14 protein-coding genes are annotated in these 21108 nt (G+C 71.0%); 10 read left to right on the forward strand and 4 right to left on the reverse strand.

Annotated elements, in window-relative coordinates; all coding sequences use genetic code 11:
* Positions 1–232 precede the first annotated feature (232 nt).
* Complete coding sequence (locus ACIBJC_RS19020) at positions 233–2443, forward strand: ATP-dependent RecD-like DNA helicase (RefSeq protein WP_399293583.1); 2211 nt, start codon at positions 233–235, stop codon at positions 2441–2443.
* Positions 2444–2635: 192 nt separating this feature from the next.
* A complete protein-coding gene (locus ACIBJC_RS19025; RefSeq protein WP_329826993.1) occupies positions 2636–3934 on the forward strand; it encodes a citrate synthase in 1299 nt (432 codons plus the stop codon).
* 527 nt (positions 3935–4461) lie between these two features.
* Here ACIBJC_RS19025 and ACIBJC_RS19030 read toward each other — a convergent pair.
* Positions 4462–4734 carry a heavy-metal-associated domain-containing protein gene (locus ACIBJC_RS19030; protein WP_399293586.1) on the reverse strand — a complete coding sequence of 91 codons (273 nt, stop codon included), beginning with the start codon at positions 4732–4734 and terminating at the stop codon, positions 4462–4464.
* Positions 4735–4831: 97 nt separating this feature from the next.
* Positions 4832–5512: a TetR/AcrR family transcriptional regulator gene (locus ACIBJC_RS19035; protein WP_399293591.1), complete on the reverse strand. Its 681-nt coding sequence runs from the start codon at positions 5510–5512 to the stop codon at positions 4832–4834.
* Between the two features lie 144 nt (positions 5513–5656).
* On the opposite strand from ACIBJC_RS19035, the gene ACIBJC_RS19040 reads away from it, so the two are divergent.
* Positions 5657–7891: an MMPL family transporter gene (locus tag ACIBJC_RS19040; RefSeq protein ID WP_399293594.1), complete on the forward strand. Its 2235-nt coding sequence runs from the start codon at positions 5657–5659 to the stop codon at positions 7889–7891.
* 161 nt (positions 7892–8052) lie between these two features.
* On the opposite strand, the gene ACIBJC_RS19045 is transcribed toward ACIBJC_RS19040, so the two are convergent.
* Positions 8053–8964, reverse strand: a complete 912-nt coding sequence (locus ACIBJC_RS19045; protein ID WP_399293597.1) for a sugar phosphate isomerase/epimerase family protein — start codon at positions 8962–8964, stop codon at positions 8053–8055.
* Between the two features lie 279 nt (positions 8965–9243).
* Here ACIBJC_RS19045 and iolD point away from each other — a divergent pair, with 279 nt between their 5' ends.
* The 7 genes from iolD (at position 9244) to ACIBJC_RS19080 (ending at position 20287) form a co-directional block, all read left to right on the forward strand.
* The gene (gene iolD, locus ACIBJC_RS19050; RefSeq protein WP_399293600.1) at positions 9244–11178 is read left to right on the forward strand and encodes a 3D-(3,5/4)-trihydroxycyclohexane-1,2-dione acylhydrolase (decyclizing); all 1935 of its coding nucleotides are present in this window, start codon (positions 9244–9246) and stop codon (positions 11176–11178) included.
* Between the two features lie 13 nt (positions 11179–11191).
* Positions 11192–12691 (forward strand): CoA-acylating methylmalonate-semialdehyde dehydrogenase, encoded by a 1500-nt coding sequence (gene mmsA / locus ACIBJC_RS19055; protein ID WP_399293603.1) that lies wholly within the window; start codon positions 11192–11194, stop codon positions 12689–12691.
* Between the two features lie 194 nt (positions 12692–12885).
* The gene (asnB, locus tag ACIBJC_RS19060; protein WP_399293606.1) at positions 12886–14727 is read left to right on the forward strand and encodes an asparagine synthase (glutamine-hydrolyzing); all 1842 of its coding nucleotides are present in this window, start codon (positions 12886–12888) and stop codon (positions 14725–14727) included.
* Positions 14728–14801: 74 nt separating this feature from the next.
* Positions 14802–15839, forward strand: a complete 1038-nt coding sequence (locus ACIBJC_RS19065) for a dihydroxyacetone kinase subunit DhaK (protein WP_399293609.1) — start codon at positions 14802–14804, stop codon at positions 15837–15839.
* Between the two features lie 51 nt (positions 15840–15890).
* Complete coding sequence (dhaL, locus tag ACIBJC_RS19070; protein ID WP_399293612.1) at positions 15891–16613, forward strand: dihydroxyacetone kinase subunit DhaL; 723 nt, start codon at positions 15891–15893, stop codon at positions 16611–16613.
* A 189-nt stretch (positions 16614–16802) separates the two neighbouring features.
* Positions 16803–19433 carry an alpha/beta fold hydrolase gene (locus tag ACIBJC_RS19075; protein WP_399293616.1) on the forward strand — a complete coding sequence of 877 codons (2631 nt, stop codon included), beginning with the start codon at positions 16803–16805 and terminating at the stop codon, positions 19431–19433.
* A complete protein-coding gene (locus tag ACIBJC_RS19080; protein ID WP_329827004.1) occupies positions 19430–20287 on the forward strand; it encodes an ABC transporter permease in 858 nt (285 codons plus the stop codon). The genes ACIBJC_RS19075 and ACIBJC_RS19080 overlap by 4 nt, the downstream gene beginning before the upstream one ends.
* Before the next feature lie 19 nt (positions 20288–20306).
* Here the strand turns inward: ACIBJC_RS19080 and ACIBJC_RS19085 are convergent, their stop codons facing one another.
* Positions 20307–21086 (reverse strand): helix-turn-helix transcriptional regulator, encoded by a 780-nt coding sequence (locus ACIBJC_RS19085; RefSeq protein WP_399293619.1) that lies wholly within the window; start codon positions 21084–21086, stop codon positions 20307–20309.
* Between the last annotated feature and the right edge of the window lie 22 nt (positions 21087–21108).

The following is a 21108-nucleotide window of genomic DNA, read 5'->3' on the forward strand; positions in this document are numbered from 1 at the left end:
AGTCGTATACGTCAACAGGGCTTTCGGGGGGTTGATCCGGGGGGATTGAAAGCCCTGTCGGAGGGGGAGCGCGTGGGGCCCGGTCCGTCGGACCGGGCCCCTTGTAGTGCTCGTGTAGTGCTCGGGAGCCGTGCACGGGGGTACGCGTCGGCGCGTTCACCGTGGCGTGCGGCGCGGCGCCAGTTGTCCACAGGGCGGCCGCGCTGTCGGAGGCTGGCGGTAGCGTCGGATCATGTCCCAACCCGCAGTGCTCGAAGCCGTGCTCGAACGGATCACGTACGCGAACGAGGAGAACGGCTATACGGTCGCCCGCGTCGACACCGGCCGCGGCGGCGATCTCCTCACCGTGGTCGGTTCGCTGCTCGGCGCCCAGCCCGGCGAGTCGCTGCGGATGGAGGGCCGCTGGGCCTCGCACCCCCAGTACGGCAAGCAGTTCATGTGCGAGAACTACACGACGATCCTGCCGGCCACGATCCAGGGCATCCGCCGCTATCTCGGCTCTGGCCTCATCAAGGGGATCGGCCCCGTGTTCGCCGACCGGATCGTCGAACACTTCGGGCTGGAGACGCTGGACATCATCGAGACGGAGCCCAAGCGGCTCGTCGAGGTCCCGGGCCTCGGCCCCAAGCGGACGAAGTCGATCGCGGCGGCCTGGGAGGAGCAGAAGGCCATCAAGGAGGTCATGGTCTTCCTCCAGGGGGTGGGCGTCTCGACCTCCATCGCCGTCCGCATCTACAAGAAGTACGCGGACGCGTCGATCTCGGTCGTCAGGAACGAGCCGTACCGCCTGGCGGCCGACGTGTGGGGGATCGGCTTCCTCACCGCCGACCGGATCGCCCAGGCCGTCGGTATCCCGCACGACAGCCCCGAGCGCGTCAAGGCGGGCATCCAGTACGCGCTGTCGCAATCCACCGACCAGGGGCACTGCTTCCTGCCCGAGGACCAGCTCATCTCCGACGCGGTGAAGCTGCTGACGGTCGACACGGGCCTGGTCATCGAATGCCTCGCCGAGCTGGCCGCCGAGGACGAGGGGGTCGTACGGGAGCGGGTGCCGGGGCCGGAGGGCGGGGAGGAGCAGATCAGCGCGGTCTATCTGGTGCCCTTCCACCGGGCGGAGCTGTCCCTGTCCGCCCAGTTGCTGCGGCTCCTGCGGACGGACAAGGACCGGATGCCGGCCTTCCGGGACGTGGCGTGGGACAAGGCGCTGACCTGGCTGGCCGGGCGTACGGGCGCGGAGCTGGCGCCCGAGCAGCAGCAGGCGGTGCGGCTCGCGCTCACGGAGAAGGTCGCGGTCCTGACCGGCGGTCCCGGCTGCGGGAAGTCGTTCACGGTCCGCTCGATCGTGGAGCTGGCGCGGGCGAAGAAGGCCAAGGTGGTGCTGGCCGCGCCCACCGGGCGGGCGGCCAAGCGGCTGGCCGAGCTGACCGGGGCCGAGGCGTCCACGGTCCACCGGCTGCTGGAGCTGCGGCCGGGCGGGGACGCGGCGTACGACAGGGACCGGCCGCTGGACGCCGATCTGGTGGTGGTCGACGAGGCGTCGATGCTGGACCTGCTGCTCGCCAACAAGCTGGTCAAGGCGGTGGCGCCGGGGGCGCATCTGCTGCTGGTCGGGGACGTGGACCAGTTGCCGTCGGTCGGCGCCGGCGAGGTCCTGCGCGATCTGCTCGCCGAGAGCGGCCCCGTACCGAGCGTCAGGCTCACCCGGATCTTCCGGCAGGCCCAGCAGTCGGGGGTGGTCACCAACGCCCACCGGATCAACTCGGGGGTGCATCCCCTCACGGAGGGGCTGTCCGACTTCTTCCTCTTCGTGGAGGAGGAGACGGAGGACGCGGGGCGGGTGACGGTCGACGTGGCGGCACGCCGGATTCCCGCGAAGTTCGGGCTCGATCCGCGGCGCGACATCCAGGTCCTGGCGCCGATGCACCGCGGTCCGGCCGGCGCGGGCGCGCTGAACGGACTGCTCCAGCAGGCCATCACCCCTGGCAGGCCCGATCTGCCGGAGAAGCGGCTGGGCGGCCGGGTCTTCCGCGTCGGCGACAAGGTCACCCAGATCCGCAACAACTACGAGAAGGGCGAGAACGGGGTCTTCAACGGCACGGTCGGCGTGGTCACCTCGCTCAACCAGGAGGAACAGCGGCTGACGGTGCTGACGGATGAGGACGAGGAGGTGCCGTACGACTTCGACGAGCTGGACGAGCTGGCGCACGCGTACGCGGTGACGATCCACCGCTCGCAGGGCAGCGAGTATCCGGCCGTGGTCATTCCGGTCACCACGGGTGCCTGGATGATGCTGCAGCGCAACCTCCTGTACACGGCGGTGACCCGGGCCAAGAAGCTGGTCGTCCTGGTCGGCTCGCGCAAGGCCATAGGTCAGGCGGTACGCACGGTCTCCGCGGGCAGGCGCTTCACCGCCCTCGGCCACCGGTTGTCGGTACGGGGCTGAGCGTGCGGCGGACGCGGGGGTCACGGGCTTTCGAAACCGGGGCCAAGGGGGCAGGATGAGTAGGTTGGCGGCACTGAGTGCCGCCAATAGGCCCAATGGTCGACCCCGAGTGCACTCTCCTGAGCCAAATGGGGGATGGTAGAGACAGTCAGGGCACCTCGAAGAAGAGGCACTACGTCGGTGAGGGATGACGTGAGCGAGAAACGCGACAACGCGGTAGTACTGCGGTACGGCGACGGCGAGTACACCTACCCGGTGATCGACAGCACCGTCGGTGATACGGGCTTCGACATCGGGAAGCTTCGGTCTCAGACCGGTCTGGTGACCCTGGACAGCGGCTACGGCAACACCGCCGCCTACAAGTCCGCGATCACCTATCTCGACGGTGAACAGGGCATTCTGCGGTATCGGGGTTACCCGATCGAGCAGTTGGCGGAGCGCTCCAGCTTTGTCGAGGTGGCGTATCTGCTGATCAACGGCGAGCTGCCGACGGTCGACGAGCTGGCCTCGTTCAAGAACGAGATCACCCAGCACACGCTGCTGCACGAGGACGTCAAGCGGTTCTACGACGGTTTCCCGCGTGACGCCCACCCGATGGCGATGCTGTCCTCCGTGGTCAGCGCGCTGTCGACGTTCTACCAGGACAGCCACAACCCGTTCGACGAGAAGCAGCGCCACCTCTCCACGATCCGCCTGCTCGCCAAGCTGCCGACCATCGCGGCGTACGCGTACAAGAAGTCGATCGGGCACCCGTTCGTCTACCCGCGCAACGACCTCGGGTACGTCGAGAACTTCCTGCGGATGACCTTCTCGGTCCCGGCGCAGGAGTACGAGCCCGACCCCGTCGTGGTCGCCGCGCTCGACAAGCTGCTCATCCTGCACGCGGACCACGAGCAGAACTGTTCGACCTCCACCGTGCGACTGGTCGGCTCCTCGCAGGCGAACATGTTCGCCTCGATCTCCGCCGGCATCAGCGCCCTCTGGGGCCCGCTGCACGGTGGCGCCAACCAGTCGGTGCTGGAGATGCTCGAAGGCATCCAGGCGTCCGGCGGCGACGTCGACACCTTCATCCGCAAGGTGAAGAACAAGGAAGACGGCGTGAAGCTCATGGGCTTCGGGCACCGCGTCTACAAGAACTTCGACCCCCGGGCGAAGATCATCAAGGCGGCGGCGCACGATGTCCTCTCGGCGCTCGGCAAGTCCGACGAGCTGCTGGACATCGCGCTCAAGCTGGAGGAGCACGCGCTGGCCGACGAGTACTTCGTCGAGCGCAAGCTCTACCCGAACGTGGACTTCTACACGGGTCTGATCTACCGGGCCATGGGCTTCCCGACCGAGATGTTCACCGTGCTCTTCGCGCTCGGCCGGCTTCCCGGCTGGATCGCCCAGTGGCACGAGATGATCAAGGAGCCCGGTTCGCGCATCGGCCGTCCGCGGCAGATCTACACCGGAGAGGTCCTGCGCGACTTCGTCCCGGTCGAAGGCCGCTGACACCGGAACTCCCGCACACGCCGCGCGCCTGCCGCGCGGCGTCGGCGCCGTACAGCGCCGGATGTGTACCACGCCGGATTCGTACAGCGCCGGACAGAGCGAAAAGCGCCCCGCCGCCGATCCCCCCACGGGTCGGCGAACGGGGCGCTTTCCATATCCCCGGTGCGGATTCCCCCCACGGGATCCGGGCCGGGCGTCTGACGTAACCATCAGTGGCTACTCGGGCGGTCGGACCGGGGTACGTACGGGAGGGCCGCTCAAAGCTCCCCGGTGCACGTGCCCCGGCCAATCGCTTGCACGAGACGTCCCCCAAGACATCCCATGCGATCCCATCGAACGTCCCCCAAGACGTTCTTCTGGCATCGTCCTCTTAGACTCGCGAGCAGGCCCGATGGTTACCCCATAATCTATGTGATCTAGATCTCTTTGTGAAGGTCCTGTGGTTCCTGTGAAGGACCTTGGGTGCAAAGAGCTCGCGACCACATAAATGGAGGGTACGCCCAGGTCGGGTTCGGTGTGTGGCCGGATCAGACCTGACTGGTCAGTTCATAACCTGCCTCGTCGACGGCGGCGCGTACGGCGGCCTCGTCCAGCGGGGCCAGTGACACCACGGTGACCTGTCCCGTGGCGGCCGTGGCCTGGGCCGAGACGACGCCCTCGATCCCGGAGATCTCGCCGGCGACGGCGCCCTCGCAGTGTCCGCAGGTCATGCCGGTGACCTGGTAGACGGTGGTGACCTGGCTCTTCGTCTCGGCGGTCATGACGTTCTCCTCTTCGAGGGCTCGGGTGTGGCGGTCCATGGCGGGCCGGGGCGCGTGGGCACCACGGCTCCCTGACCCGTCCCTGAACTGTACCCCTAGGGGGTATGAAAGCGAACCCTTGGCGGGGTCGGGGTGCTCAGTCGGCCGATGCCGGCTCGGTCACTCGGCAGGGAAGCCCGCTGTCCTCGATGAGCGGTTGCAGGTAGCGGAGGAGGACCCTCTTCAGCTCGGTCGTGTACGCGTCCCGTTCGCCGGGCTCGGCGGCCAGGATCAGGGCCAGGCCCGCCTTGAACACGGTGAAGAGCATCTCCGCGATCCGGGCGGTGTCGGCCTTCGGTGTACCGGGGAGATAGTCGCCGAGGATGTCCTCGACGCGGGCGAGCATCGAGGAGTGCAGCGCGTCGTGCTCCCGGGTGACCTGGCCGGGGACGTCGGAGCCGTGCATCAGGACCGCGAAGGCCGGGTTCTCGCGGTTGAACTGGATCAGCGGATCGATCACCGCGTCCATCAGCCGGTCGAGCGGCAGACCGAGGTGGTCCGGCATCAGGGCCTGGCCGTAGGTCTCGCGCCAGCGCGTCAGGAGCTGGTCGCCCAGCTCGACGGCGATGGCCTCCTTGTTCGGGAAGAACTGGTAGAGCGTGCCGGGCGACACGCCCGCCTCCCGGGCGATGGAGTTGGTGCTCGCCGCGGTGTAGCCGGTGGCGCAGAAGACGCGGGCCGCCGCGTCGAGAAGCTGGGCGACGCGGCGCTCCCCGCGGGCCTGGCGGCGGCGCGGTCTGTCCGGCCCGGGGTTCGGGCCCGGGGTCGGCTCCGGCATGGCAATCCACAGCCTTCCTGGATCGTTTGACAAACACGAGTGGTGACTCGCATTCTTGGTCAATGCGAGCGATGACTCGTGTTTGCCAATTCTATGGCAACGGCGGACCCGTGCCTCGGGTCACGGTGAAGGGGACACCGCACCATGTCCGAAGTCAACATTGGCCCGCGTCCGGGCGGCTGGACCCGGTTCGTCACCGCGCGACCACGGCTCTCGCTGCTGGTCGCGCTGGTGATCACGGCCCTGGCGGTGTTCGCCGGCAGCGGGGTCGCCGACCGGTTGGGCAACGGGGGCTGGGAGGACCCGAACGCGGAGTCCACCTACGCGACCAAGGCGTTGGAGCGGGAGTTCCCTGCCTCCCAGCCCAATCTCCTGCTCCTGGTCGACAGCGGGAGCCGCAGCGTGGACGACCCCGCCGTCGCCGCGGAGGCCAAGCGGCTCACCGACCGCCTCGAAGCCGAGAAGGGAATCGTCGGGGTCGGCTCCTACTGGCGGACCGGATCGCCCACGCTGCGCGCCGAGGACAGCCGGGAAGGGCTGATCGCGGCGAGGATCGAGGGCGACGAGACGGCCGCCTTCAAGACCCTGGACCGGATCGCACCGGAGTTCCGCGGTGAGCAGGGGGCGCTGAAGGTCTCCATCGGCGGGCCCGTCGCCGTGCGGAGCGAGATGCAGAGCACCATCCAGGAGGACCTGCTGCGGGCCGAGCTGATCGCCCTGCCGGTGACGCTCGTCCTGCTGGTCATGGTCTTCGGCAGCGCGGTCGCCGCCCTGCTGCCAATGGGCCTGGGCATCGTCGCCATCCTGGGGACGAACGCGGTGCTGCGCGGCCTCACCGAACTCACCGACGTCTCGGTCTTCGCCCAGAACCTCACCACCGCACTCGGGCTCGGACTGGCCATCGACTACGCCCTGTTCATCGTCCGCAGATTCCGCGAGGAGCTGGCGGACGGCGCCGCGGTACGGGACGCCGTGGGCACCACGCTGCGCACCGCCGGACGTACGGTGCTGTTCTCGGCGCTGACCGTGGCCGTGTCCCTGGCCGCCATGATGGTCTTCCCCCAGTACTTCCTGCGCTCCTTCGCCTACGCGGGCATCGCGGTCGTCCTGCTGGCCGCAGCCGCCGCCCTCATCCTGCTGCCCGCCGCCCTGATGCTGCTGGGCCACCGGGTCAACGCGCTCGACCTGCGGAAGGCGCTGCGCCGCGGACGCGCCGGGAAGCCGGAGGAGAAGAGCGAGGAGCCAGGGGCCGGCTGGGCGCGGACGGCCGCGCTGGTGATGCGGCGGGCCCCGTTCTTCGCCATCGCCACGGCCGCGGGGCTGATCCTGCTCGGCGCGCCCTTCCTGGGAGTCAAGCTCGGCACCGCCGACCACCGTCAGTTGCCGCCGGGCGCCGACTCCCGTGTGGTCCAGGAGGAGATACAGAACGGCTTCCCCGGCAGCCCCGGCGGTGGCCTGGAGGTACTGACGGAGGGCGCCGCCACCCCCGCCGAGTACGCGGACTACCGCACCCGGATCGCGGCCCTGCCGGGCGTGACGCGGGTCGACGGGCCGGTCCCGTCCCCCTCCGGCGAACACGCGTACTTCGCCGTGACGCCCAAGGGGGAAGCGGTGGGGGAGGGGGCCCAGCGCCTCGTGAAGGACATCCGTGCCGAGCCGGCCGCGTTCGACACCTCGGTGACCGGTACCGCCGCCGTCCTGGTCGACTCCAAGGCCGCCATAGCCGACCGGCTGCCCTGGGCCCTGGCCGTCATCGTGCTGGTGCCCCTGCTCCTGGTCTTCCTGCTCACCGGCAGTGTGCTGATACCGATCCAGGCGGTCGTGCTCAACGCCCTCAGCCTCACGGCGATGTTCGGGGCCACGGTCTGGATCTTCCAGGACGGTCATCTGTCAGGACCGCTCGGCTTCACCGCCACCGGGGACATCGAGACGAGCCTGCCCGTCCTGATGTTCTGTGTCGCCTTCGGGCTCTCCATGGACTACGGAGTCTTCCTGCTCTCCCGGATCAAGGAGGAGTACGACCGCAGCGGGGACCACGAGCACGCGGTGGCGTTCGGCCTGCGCCGTACCGGAGGACTGATCACCGCCGCCGCCGTGATCCTCGCGGTGGTCATGGTGGCGATAGGCACCTCGCGGGTCACCAACACCAAGATGCTGGGCCTCGGTCTCGCGCTCGCCGTACTGATGGACGCGATGGTGGTGCGCAGCCTGCTGGTGCCCGCGGTGATGAAGCTGACGGGGAAGGCCACCTGGTGGGCCCCGGGACCGCTGCGCCGTTTCCACGACCGGTTCGGCCTGAGCGAGGGGGAGTCGAGGCCGGCCACGGTCGAAGGGCCGGCGGAGCCGCCCGTCCGTGACCGGGACACGGCAGGCGTCTGAGGGGGCGGGGCGCCGCTCCCGGTTCCGGCCGGGAGCGGCACCCGGGCCCCACCCTCGGGCCGTCGAGCGATCGCGTCGAGCAGTCGCGTCGGACCGCCAGGCAGTCGCGCCGAGCAGTCGTGTCGGACCGTCGGACCTTCGGGCCGTGCGGGTGGGCCGGGTCAGGCGCCGCAGCTCCTGAGGAACCGGCGCGTGCGCGTGGCGATCGGCAGCGGTTTGTCGGGCGGGCACGGATACATGTCCTGCTCGACGATGGCGAAGAGCTCGACGTCCAGCCGCTGGGCCGCCGCCAGGACCGGCTCCAGCGCGGGCACCCCGGCCGGCGGTTCGCACATCACGCCGCGCCCGACGGCCGGTCCGAACGGCACCTCGTTCGCGACGACATCCGCGAGGATCTCCGGATCCACCTGCTTGAGATGGAGGTAGCCGATCCGCTCGCCGTACGTCTCGATCAGCTTGACGCTGTCGCCGCCGCAGTACGCGTAGTGCCCGGTGTCCAGACAGAGCGACACCAGCGCGGGGTCGGTCGCGTCGAGGAAACGGCTCACGTTCTCCTCGCTGTCGATGTGTGTGTCGGCGTGCGGGTGGACGACGATCTTCAGGCCGTAGCGGTCCTGGACCTCGCGGCCGAGCCGCTCGGTCTGGGCCGTCAGATCGCGCCACTGCTGCGGCGTGAGGGTCCGGTCCTCCAGTACCTCGCCGGTCTTGTCGTCCCGCCAGAACGACGGGATGACCACGAGATGGTCCGCGCCCATCGCCTGGGTGAGCGCGGCGATGTCGGCGACATGTGCCCAGGTCTTCTCCCAGACCGCCGGGCCGTGGTGCAGCCCGGTGAAGACGGTCCCGGCCGAGACCTTCAGGCCGCGCCGCGCGGTCTCCTCGCTCAGCCGGTCGGGATCGGACGGGAGGTATCCGTACGGGCCCAGCTCGATCCATTCGTAGCCGGCCTCGGCCACCTCATCGAGAAAACGCCGCCAGGGCACCTGCTGCGGGTCGTCGGGAAACCACACCCCCCAGGAGTCGGGGGCGGACCCGACTCGGATGCGGCTCAACGTGGGTACGGAGGAGGTCATACCGGTCAGCTTTCAGCCCGTAAGGAAAGAGTGTCAAGCCCTTGGTCCGAATGTAAAGACAAAACGTTGACAGGGTCCCGGAGGACCGTTAGACCTTGGTGTGACCGCCTCCGGCGCGGACGCCCGCCTCGCTTTGGCAGGAGCGAGGCGCGGGCGAAAGCTCCCCGCTCGTCACGGCCCCGTGCCGGAGGTTCCGGTCGCCTCGCCGTGCCGTGCCCTGTATGACTTCACTGTGACCGATGCCCGACCGCCGCTGCACGGAGCCTGGGAGGACGCCCGATGAGCAGCCGTACGACCGGCCGTACGAGCGGTCGCGCCCGCAGCCGTACGGGCACCGCCGCCCGTACCCGCAGACGCACCGTCGCCCAGGCGCTGATCGGCTTCCTGGCCCGGCAGTACACCGAGCGGGACGGCCAGCGGCGACGTCTGATCGGCGCCACATGGGGCATCTTCGGGCACGGCAACGTGGCGGGCATCGGACAGGCCCTCGTCGAGTCCTCCGAGGACATGCGGTACTTGCAGGGGCGCAACGAACAGGCCATGGTCCACGCGGCCGTGGGATACGCGCGCCAGAGCAACCGCCTCTCCGCCCAGGCCGTGACCACCTCCATCGGCCCCGGCGCCACCAACCTCGTCACCGGCGCGGCGCTCGCCACCGTCAACCGCCTCCCCGTGCTGCTGCTCCCCGGCGACACCTTCGCCACCCGCCCCGCCGACCCCGTACTCCAGCAGCTCGAAGTCCCCTCCGCCGGGGACGTCTCCGTCAACGACGCGCTGCGTCCCGTCTCCGTCTACTTCGACCGGATCACCCGCCCCGAAGCGCTCGTCCCGGCCGCGCTCGCCGCGATGCGGGTGCTCAGCGACCCGGCCGGGACCGGCGCCGTCACTCTCGCGCTGCCCCAGGACGTACAGGCGGAGGCGTACGACTGGCCGGAGGAGTTCTTCGCCGAGCGCGTCTGGCGGGTCCGCCGTCAGGGGCCCGACCCCGACGAACTCGCCGACGCGGTACGGCTCCTACGGGAATCCCGCCGCCCCCTGCTCGTCGCCGGCGGCGGCGTCCACCACAGCGCGGCCGAAGAGGCGCTGGAGGAGTTCGCCGACGCGACCGGCATCCCCGTCGCCTCCACCCAGGCCGGCAAGGGCTCCCTCCACCACGACCACCCCTGCGATGTCGGCGGAATCGGCCACACGGGCACCGCCACCGCCGACGAACTGGCGGCTGCGGCCGACCTGGTGATCGGTGTCGGCACCCGCTGGACCGACTTCTCCACCGCCTCCGCCACGCTCTTCCAGAACCCCGACGTCCGCTTCCTCAACCTCAACGTCACCGGCTTCGACGCCCACAAGCTCGCCGCCCACCCGCTGGTCGCGGACGCCCGTACCGCCGTGCGGCTGCTCACCGCGGAATTGGCCGGCCACCGGGTCGAACCCGCCTACGCCACCGAGTACAGCGGGGCCAAGAAGCGCTGGGAGCGGCGCGTCGAGGCCGCGTTCACCACCGCGGAGGACGGCGGGCGCCCCACTCAGGCCCAGGTCCTCGGGGTCCTCGACTCCCTCGTCACGGACGAGGACATCGTCATCAACGCGGCGGGATCGCTCCCCGGCGACCTCCACAAGCTGTGGCGGGCCCGCTCCCGCGACCAGTACCACGTCGAATACGGCTACTCCTGCATGGGATACGAGATCCCCGCGGCCATCGGCGTCCAACTCGCCGCGCCGGGACGGCCGGTCTGGGCGATGGTCGGCGACGGCACCTATCTGATGAGCCCCACCGAAATGGTCACGGCGGTCCAGGAAGGGCTGCCCATCAAGGTCGTGATCCTCCAGAACCACGGCTACGCCTCCATCGGCGGCCTCTCCGAGACGGTCGGTGCGGAGCGCTTCGGCACCGCCTACCGCTTCCGGGCCGCCGACGCCACGTACACCGGCGCCCCGCTGCCCCTGGACCTCGCGGCCAACGCGGCCTCCCTCGGCATGCGGCTGATCCGCGCCGGGACCGTGGGTGACCTGCGCGAGGCCCTGGCCGAGGCGCGCGCCGCCGACGGCCCCACCTGTGTCTACGTGGAGACCGAAACGGCGGACACCGCGGCGGGTGTGCCCCCGGCCCAGGCGTGGTGGGATGTTCCGGTGGCCGAGACCGCGACCCGTATCGCCGCGGTCGAGGCCCGTGAGGAGTACGACCGCCGCGCAGCGACCCGCCGCCGCCATCTGTGAAGGAGCGGAACACATGAAGACCGTCAGCCATTGGATCGGTGGCAAGAGCGTCGAGGGCGCGTCCGGCAACTGGGGCCCGGTCACGGACCCGGCGACCGGCGCCGTCACCACACAGGTCGCCCTCGCCTCCGTCGAGGAGGTCGACACCGCGGTCGCCGCCGCCAAGGCCGCGTACGCCACCTGGGGAACCTCCTCCCTCGCCCAGCGCACGTCGATCCTCTTCCGCTACCGCGCGCTCCTCGACGCTCGCCGCGACGACATCGCCGCGCTGATCACCGCCGAGCACGGCAAGGTCCACTCGGACGCGCTCGGCGAGGTGGCGCGCGGGCTGGAGATCGTCGAGCTGGCCTGCGGGATCACCACCCAGCTCAAGGGCGAACTCTCCACCCAGGTCTCCAGCCGGGTCGATGTCGCCGCCATCCGCCAGCCGCTAGGCGTCGTCGCGGGCATCACCCCCTTCAACTTCCCGGCGATGGTGCCGATGTGGATGTTCCCGCTCGCGATCGCCTGCGGGAACGCCTTCGTCCTCAAGCCCAGCGAGAAGGATCCGTCGGCCGCCGTCCTCCTGGCGGAGCTGGCGGCGGAGGCGGGGCTGCCCGACGGCGTGCTGAACGTCGTGCACGGCGACAAGGTCGCGGTGGACGCCCTGCTCGCGCACCCGGACGTCGCGGCGGTCTCCTTCGTCGGCTCCACCCCGATCGCCCGCTACATCCACACCACGGCCTCCGCCCACGGCAAGCGCGTCCAGGCGCTCGGCGGCGCCAAGAACCACATGCTGGTCCTGCCCGACGCCGACCTGGACGCCGCCGCGGACGCGGCCGTCTCCGCGGCGTACGGCTCGGCCGGTGAGCGCTGCATGGCGATCTCGGCGGTCGTCGCGGTCGGCGCGATCGGCGACGAACTGGTCGCCAAGATCCGCGAGCGCGCCGAGAAGATCGTCATCGGCCCCGGCACCGACCCGGCCTCCGAGATGGGCCCCCTCATCACCAAGGCCCACCGCGACAAGGTCGCCGGCTATGTGACGGGAGCCGCGGCCCAGGGCGCCGACGTCGTCCTGGACGGCACGGGACACACGGTGGAGGGGTACGAGGACGGGCACTGGATCGGCCTGTCCCTGCTGGACAAGGTCTCCACCGACGCGGACGCCTACCGCGACGAGATCTTCGGCCCGGTCCTCGTCGTGCTCCGTACGGAGACGTACGAGGAGGGCGTCGCCCTGATCAACAGCTCGCCGTTCGGCAACGGCACGGCCATCTTCACCCGCGACGGCGGCGCCGCCCGCCGCTTCCAGTTGGAGATCGAGGCCGGCATGGTCGGGGTGAACGTGCCGATCCCGGTGCCCGTCGGATACCACTCCTTCGGAGGGTGGAAGGACTCGCTCTTCGGCGACCACCACATCTACGGCAACGACGGCGTGCACTTCTACACACGCGGCAAGGTGGTCACGACACGCTGGCCCGACCCGGCCGACGCCCCGACCGGCGTGGACCTGGGCTTCCCTCGTAACCACTGATCCGTAACCACTGATCCGTGCCCACCGATCCGTAACCACCGATCCGTGCCCACCGATCCACGCCCACTTATCCGTGGCGGCGGGCCGTAACCCGCCGGCGCGCGGCTTCGTTGGATGACTGCGGCCCGTACGGCGTTCCTCGCCGTACGGGCCGCAGTCGCTTTTCACGGTTCGCGGAGCAGGAGGACACACCCATGTGTGGCATCACCGGCTGGGTCTCCTTCGACCGCGATCCGGTCGGCGCGTCCGACACCCTGGACGCGATGACGGAGACGATGTCCTGCCGGGGCCCCGACGACCGCGGCACCTGGATCGAAGGCCCCGCCGCCCTCGGCCACCGCCGGCTCGCCGTCATCGACCTGCCCGGCGGGCGGCAGCCGATGACGCTGACGACACCGCGGGGCACGATCGCCCTCGTCTACTCCGGCGAGACGTACAACTACACCGAGCTGCGCGCGGAACTGACCGGCCGCGGCCACCGGTTCACCACCGACTCCGACACCGAGGTCGTGCTGCACGGCTACCTGGAGTGGGGCGAGGCGATGGCCGAACGCCTCAACGGCATGTACGCCTTCGCCATCTGGGACGGCCGGCGGCGCAGGCTCGTGATGATCCGCGACCGTATGGGCATCAAGCCCTTCTACTACGCCCCCACCCCCGACGGCGTGCTCTTCGGCTCCGAGCCCAAGGCGATCCTCGCCCACCCGCTCGCCCGCCCCCGCGTCGGTCTCGACGGACTGCGCGAACTCTTCGCCTTCGTCAAGACACCTGGTCACGCGATGTGGGACGGGATGTACGAGGTGGCGCCCGGCACCGTGGTGACCGTGGACGCGAGCGGGCTGCGCCGCCACGCCTACTGGTCCCTGGAGACCCGTCCCCACACCGACGACCGCGACACGTCGGTGGCGCGCGTACGGACGCTCCTCGACGACATCGTGCGCCGCCAGCTCGTCGCCGACGTACCGCGCTGCACCCTCCTGTCCGGCGGGCTCGACTCCTCCGCCATGACGGCGATCGCCGCGCGTCAGCTCGGTGAGACCGGGGAGGCCGTACGCAGCTTCTCCGTCGACTTCACGGGCCGTACGGAGAACTTCGTGGCCGACGCGTTCCGCACCACGCCCGACACGCCGTTCGTCCACGACGTCGTACGCGAGGCGCGCACGGAGCACCAGGACATCGTCCTCGACTCGCTCGCCCTGGCCGACCCGGCGGTACGGGCCCGGATGATCAGGGCCAGGGACCTGCCCATGGGCTTCGGCGACATGGACTCCTCCCTCTACCTCCTCTTCAAGGCGATCCGGGAGCGCTCGACGGTCGCGCTCTCCGGAGAGTCGGCCGACGAGGTCTTCGGCGGCTACCCCCAGTTCTTCGACGAGGAGGCCAGGAAGGCCGACATGTTCCCGTGGCTGGTGCGCTTCGGCGAACACTTCGGGGAGGACACCGGCGTGCTGCGCCCGGAGGTCAACGCGGCGCTCGGGCTGCCGTCGTTCACCCGGGACAGTTACGCCACGGCCGTGGCCGGCATCGAACGCGCCGACGGGGAGAGCGACTTCGAGTACCGGATGCGGAAGATCTGCCATCTGCATCTGACGCGCTTCGTACAGATCCTGCTGGACCGCAAGGACCGCGCGAGCATGGCGGTCGGCCTGGAGGTCAGGGTGCCGTTCTGCGACCACCGGCTCGTCGAGTACGTGTACAACGCGCCGTGGTCGCTGAAGTCCTTCGACGGGCGGGAGAAGAGCCTGCTGCGGGAGGCGACCGCCGACGTACTGCCGAGGTCGGTGTACGACCGGGAGAAGAGCCCGTACCCCAGCACCCAGGACCCCCGGTACGGCGTGGCCCTCCAGGACCAGGCCAAGGATCTGCTGGCCGATCCGTCGCACCGGGTCTTCGACCTGGTGGACAGGGAGCGGGTACGGCGCACCGCGGAGCGGGAGACGCCGCAGGTCACCACGGCGAGTCGGCGGGGTCTGGAACGGACGCTGGATCTGGCGCTGTGGCTGGACCTCTACAACCCGGAGGTCACACTCTCCTGATATGGCTGAATGAAAAGGATAATAACGATAGAAAGGGTGATATACAGGCTAATCCAGAGAGCTCAGGACCTCACATGCCCCGATACTTCGCCGACTCCCCGGAGTCGCTCGTCCCCGACGCGCTCAAGGGGTTCGCCGCCGCCCACGCCGACCTGGTCGAGCACCACCCCGAGCACGGCTACTTCCGTACCCGCCGCACCGCCACCCCGACCCCCACGACGGCCATCCCGGCCGCCGCGGGCCGCCGCGTCGGCCTGGTCTCCGGCGGCGGCTCCGGCCACGAACCGCTGCACGCCGGGTTCCTCGGCGCCGGTCTGCTCGACGCCGTATGCCCGGGACAGATCTTCGCCTCCCCGCACAACCGGCAGATCTTCGAGGCCAGCCGCGCCGTCGCGGGCAGCGACGGCGTTCTGCACATCGTCAAGAACTACACGGGCGACCGGATCAACTTCGGGATCGCCGCCGAACGCCTCGCCCACGAGAACATCCGCTGCGCCCGCGTCCTCGTGGACGACGACCTCGCGACCGACTCCGCGGACATCGCCGTCGGACGCCGCGGCACCGGCGCCACCCTGATCGTCGAGAAGATCCTCGGCGCCGCCGCCGACGAGAGCCGCGGACTCGACGACCTGGCCGCCCTGGGCGCCGATCTGTCCCGACGTACGCGCAGCCTCGCCGTCGCCACCGCCGCGCACACCGCACCGGGAACCGGCGCCCCCGCGTTCGAACTGCCCCGGGACGTCCTGGAGTTCGGCGTCGGCATCCATGGCGAACGGGCCGGCGGAACCACCCCGCACCCGCCGCTCACCGAACTCGTCGCCACCATGACCGACCGGCTGCTGGCCGCGCTGCCCCACGGAACGCCGGGCCGCCGCCGCGTACTGGCCCTCGTCAACGGGCTCGGCGGGGTCACCTCGCTGGAGCTGTACGGCATCCGGCACGCGCTCGGCGTGGCGCTGAAGAACCGGGGGGTCACCCTGGACCGCTCACTGACCGGCACATTCGTCAGCGCGCTGGACATGCGCGGCTTCTCGCTCTCCCTGCTCGCGACCGACGACGAGACGCTACGGCTCTGGGACGCCCCGGCCAGAACCGCGTCCTGGCCGCGCTGACCGCCGCGTACCTCTTTCCCCCGCCGACCAGAAGCAGGAGCCTTCTCCGCGATGTCATCCCAGAACCTGACCCCCGCCGCAGTCCCCTCCGCCCCCACCCCGAAAAGCCTCACCTACGAGGACACCATCGGCTGGCTCCGCCGCTTCGGCGCCGCCGCCCGGGCCGTCGAGGGCGAGCTGACGGAACTGGACCAGCGGGCCGGGGACGGCGACTTCGGCGCCAACCTCGTCTCCGGCATGGACGGCGTACGCGACGCGCTCGCCGCGCCGACGAGCGGGCCCCGCACCCCGGCGGCGCCGCTCGCCACCGCCGCGCGGGTCTTCCTCGACCACGTCGGCGGCACGAGCGGCCCGTTGTTCGGCCTGCTCTTCCAGGAACTGGCCGCCGCGGTGGCCGCCGCCGACGGCGCCCCCGGCACCGCCGAACTCGCGGCGGGTACGGCGGCGGGAGCGGCGGCCGTCCAGCGCGTCGGCGAGGCGGAGGTGGGGGACAAGACGATGGTCGACGCGCTGGTCCCCGCGGCCGAGGCGCTCACCCGGGCGCTGCTGGCGGACCCCACGGGCGGCGATCCGGTACGCGCGCTCCACGCCGCGGCGGTGGCCGCGCACCACGGTGCCCGCGCGACCAGCGGCCTGCGCGCCCGCCGCGGACGCGCCAGCTACACGGGCGACCACTCCCGCGGCGTCCCGGACCCGGGAGCCCTGGCCGTGGCCCTGCTCTTCGCCTCGGCATCGAGCCAGCCGACCGCACTGGACCAGCTCCCCGACGCCTGAGCCGACGGGCCGTCGGAGGGCCGCCGACGGCCCTCCGACGGCCCCTCCCGTTCCGTTCCGCCCCCGTTCGCGGCGGTGTGCGGTACCGCGTCCGCTGTACGGCGCCGCCGCCGCGTACTACCCGAGGAGGTCTCCGGGTTCCGACCCGTGTCAGCGTGGACGGCCCCAGGGGCCGTTTAGGGTTCAAGGATGGAGACCCGAACCCCCCGCCGGTCCCGGCTGCGTGCCCGCTGGCTCGCGGGCCTGGCCGCCGCCGCCGTGCTCGTCGGAGCCGGTACCTGGACCGCCGTCGCCTCGGACGGCGCCCCGGCCGTGCACCGCGAGGACCAGGTGCTGGACATGCCGGGCGCCCGGATCGACACCTCGTACTTCACCGCCGGCAGCGGTCGCAGACCGGCGGTGCTCGTCGGGCACGGCTTCGGCGGCAGCAAGAACGACGTACGCGCCCAGGCCGAGAAGCTCGCCCGCGACGGCTACGCGGTGCTGACCTGGTCGGCCCGCGGCTTCGGGAAGTCCACCGGTGACATCGGGCTCAACGACCCCGACCACGAGGTCAAGGACGTCTCCCGGATGATCGACTGGCTCGCCGGGCGCCCCGAGGTCGAACTCGACGCGAAGGGCGACCCCCGGGTCGGCGTGACCGGGGCCTCGTACGGCGGGGCCATCTCGCTGCTCGCCGCCGGGTACGACAAGCGTGTCGACGCGATCGCCCCGCAGATCACCTACTGGAACCTCGCCGACGCCCTCTTCCCCGACGGCGTCTTCAAGAAGCTCTGGGCCGGGATCTTCATCTCCAACGGCGGCGGCTGCGCCGGCTTCCAGAAGGAGCTGTGCGAGATGTACGAGCGGGTCGCCGTCGCCGGGAAGCCGGACGACGCCGCCCGCGAACTGCTGGCGAAGCGCAGTCCCTCCGCCGTCGGGGACCGGATCGACGTACCCGCGCTGATCGTGCAGGGCCAGACCGACTCCCTCTTCCCGCTCGGCCACGCCGACGCCATGGCGAAGCGGATCAGCGCGAACGGCGCGCCCGTCGACGTCGACTGGATGGCCGGCGGACACGACGGCGGCAACCCGGAGGCCGAGCGGGTCCAGGGCCGCGTCTCCGCCTGGTTCGACCGCTACCTCAAGGACGACAAGGGAGCGGACACCGGGCCCGCCTTCCGCGTCAGCCGGACCGGCGGCGTGGACTCCGCCAACGGTCAGGTCAGCCTGCGCGGCGCGACCGGCGACCGCTACCCGGGCCTGGCCAACGACACCACGTCCGTCCCGCTGACCGGTGGCGCGCAGACCTTCGCCAACCCGGCCGGCGGCAGCCCGCCCGCCATCTCCGCCGTGCCGGGACTGGGCGCCGGTCTCTCCCAGCTCTCCTCGTTCGGCGTCGGACTCGCCCTCGACTTCCCCGGCCAGCACGCCCGCTTCGACTCGGCGCCGCTCGACCGCTCGCTGCGGATCACCGGCGCGCCGACCGTCAAGGCCACCGTCACCTCCTCCAGCGGCGACGCGGTCCTCTTCGCCAAGGTGTACGACGTGGGCCCCGACGGCACCAGTCAGGTGCTGCCCTCGCAACTCGTCGCGCCCGTACGGGTCGAGGACGCCGCCAAGGGCCGGACGGTGGAGCTGAAGCTGCCCGCCGTGGACCATCAGATCGTCCCCGGACACCGGCTGCGGGTCGTGGTCGCCGCCACCGACCTCGGCTACGCCTCACCCGTCGCCCCGGCCACGTACAAGGTCGCCGTGGACGGCCCGCTGACCGTGCCGACCGTGCCCGGTCTCACCGCGGGGTCCACCGCCCTGCCGTGGTGGACGTGGGGGCTCCCGGCCATCGGCGTACTGATCGCGGGCGCGCTGCTGCTCACGGCACGCCGCCGCACCAGCGCGCCGGAGCCTGACCCCGCGCTCGCCGAGGTGCCGCTCCAGATCACCGACCTGTCGAAGCGGTACTCCAAGTCCAGTGACCGTTACGCGGTCCGTGATCTCTCCTTCGGGGTCGAGAAGGGCCAGGTCCTCGGTCTGCTCGGGCCGAACGGCGCCGGCAAGACCACCACGCTGCGCATGCTGATGGGGCTGATCTCGCCGGACGCCGGGGAGATCCGGGTCTTCGGGCACGCGATCCGGCCGGGCGCCCCGGTGCTCTCCCGGGTCGGCGCGTTCGTCGAGGGCGCGGGCTTCCTGCCGCACCTGTCGGGGCGCGAGAACCTGGAGCTGTACTGGCGGGCCACCGGCCGCCCCACCGAGGACTCCCGGATGGAGGAGGCCCTGGAGATCGCCGGGCTCGGGGACGCGCTCGCCCGTGCCGTACGCACCTACTCGCAGGGCATGCGGCAGCGCCTCGCCATCGCCCAGGCCATGCTCGGTATGCCGGATCTGCTGATCCTGGACGAGCCGACCAACGGGCTCGACCCGCCCCAGATCCGCGAGATGCGCGACGTGATGATCCGGTACGCGGCCGGTGGCAGGACCGTCATCGTCTCCAGCCATCTCCTCTCCGAGGTCGAACAGTCCTGCACCCATCTCGTGGTCATGCACCGGGGGCAGCTCGTCCAGGCCGGGGCCGTCGCCGAGATCACCGGTGCGGGGGACGACCTGCTCGTCACCACCGCCGAGCCGGTCCCGGAACCGGTCGTCGACAAGATCGCCGCGCTGGCGGGCGTCGGCTCCGCCGTCCGCACGGACGACGGGCTGCTCGTACGGCTCGACGGCGCGTCCACGCAGGCGCTGATCACCGAGCTGGTCCGGCTGGACGTCCCGCTGACGGGCGTCGGGCCGCACCGCCGCCTGGAGGACGCGTTCCTCACCCTGATCTCAGGAGGCTCCGCATGAGCGCGCTGATCGAAACGGCCCCCGGCTACCGGGCCGGGCGCACCCTGCCCCTGCGGGTCGAGGCGCTGCGGCAGCTCAAGCGCCGGCGCACGCTGGCCATGGGTCTCATCCTGGGGCTCCTTCCCTTTGTGCTGATCGTGGCCTTCGCGGTCGGGGGGACTCCGGACGGCGGGCGGGACGGCCGGGTGACCCTGATGGACACCGCGACCGCCTCCGGCGCCAACTTCGCGGCGACCTGTCTCTTTGTCTCGGCGGGTTTTCTGCTGGTCGTACCGGTCGCGCTGTTCCACGGGGACACCGTGGCGTCCGAGGCGAGCTGGTCGTCGCTGCGCTATCTGCTCGCGGCGCCCGTGCCACGGTCGCGCCTGCTGTGGAGCAAGCTGACCGTGGCGCTCGGGATGAGCGCCGCGGCGATGCTGCTGCTGCCGCTGGTCGCCCTGGCGGCGGGTACGGCGGCGTACGGCTGGGGCCCGCTCCAACTGCCGACGGGCGGCTCCCTGTCCACGACCGAGATGCTGCCGAGGCTGGCCGTGGTCATCGGGTTCATCTTCGTCTCCCAACTGGTCACGGCGGGGCTCGCCTTCTGGCTGTCGACCAAGACCGACGCCCCGCTGGGCGCGGTCGGGGGCGCGGTCGGTCTGACGATCGTCGGCAATGTGCTGGATGCCGTGACGGCGCTCGGGTCCTGGCGGGAGTTCCTGCCGGCGCACTGGCAGTTCGCGTGGGCGGACGCGATCCAGCCGCAGTTGGAGTGGGGCGGTATGGCGAAGGGTGCGGCGGTCTCGTTCACCTATGCCGTGGTGCTGTTCGCGCTGGCCTTCCGGACCTTCTCCCGTAAGGACATCGTGTCGTAGAGGTCGTAGCAACCGCCGTTCAGATCCACCCCCTTCGAGCCGCTTCCGCGCCTGCCCGGAAGCGGCTCGTCGTGCCGAGGGCGGCGAGCAGGTCGCCCACCCGGCGGCTGTACGTCCGGCTCGACATGCCGAGGCGCGTCGCCGCCGTCTCGTCCGTCATCCCGGCGACCAGGGCCTCCAGCACCGGGCGTAACGACCCCGGCAGGCCCCCGGGGGTGGGGAGCGCCTCCGCGGGCAGCTCCTCGCCCGTCTCCCACCAGATCTCGTGCGTACGCACCAGGGCCTGGACGACCACCGGATCCCGGATCAGCAGCAGCCCGTGGTAGTGGAGTTGGAGATCGAGGGGGACCGCCGCGACCCTGCGGTCCACCAGGATCATCGTGAACGGGATGGAGTCCGTCTGTCTCGCCTCGCCGGGAAGCTGGTGGAGCAGGGGGTACGGCAGCCCCACCAGCCCGTGCCGGGGAACGATCCGGCGGACCCCGACCGGCGGGCGGCGGCCCCGGCCTCTGCGGCCGGGGGTGCCCTCCGGCCAGCTCCGGTCACCCGCCGCGTGGAGGCAGGCGCCCGCGAATTCGAGGAAATCCTCCGGAACGCACTGGCCCAGACAGCTCCCGGGGTCGTCGAAGATGAGCAGCTCACGACGGGCCGAGCGGACCAGGGCGGTGAGGGCGGCCGTCACCTCCCGCACGCCACGGATCGGCCGGCCGGGCGGGTGCGGTGCGTCGTCCGATTCCTCCCGCATCGCACCCACCGACAGCGTCGACCTGTTGAGCACGGAACCAGAAACATCCGACACGGCTGACCACCCCCGCCATCCC

It is taken from the genome of Streptomyces sp. NPDC050509 (assembly GCF_044457965.1).
Classification (GTDB): Bacteria; Actinomycetota; Actinomycetes; order Streptomycetales; family Streptomycetaceae; genus Streptomyces.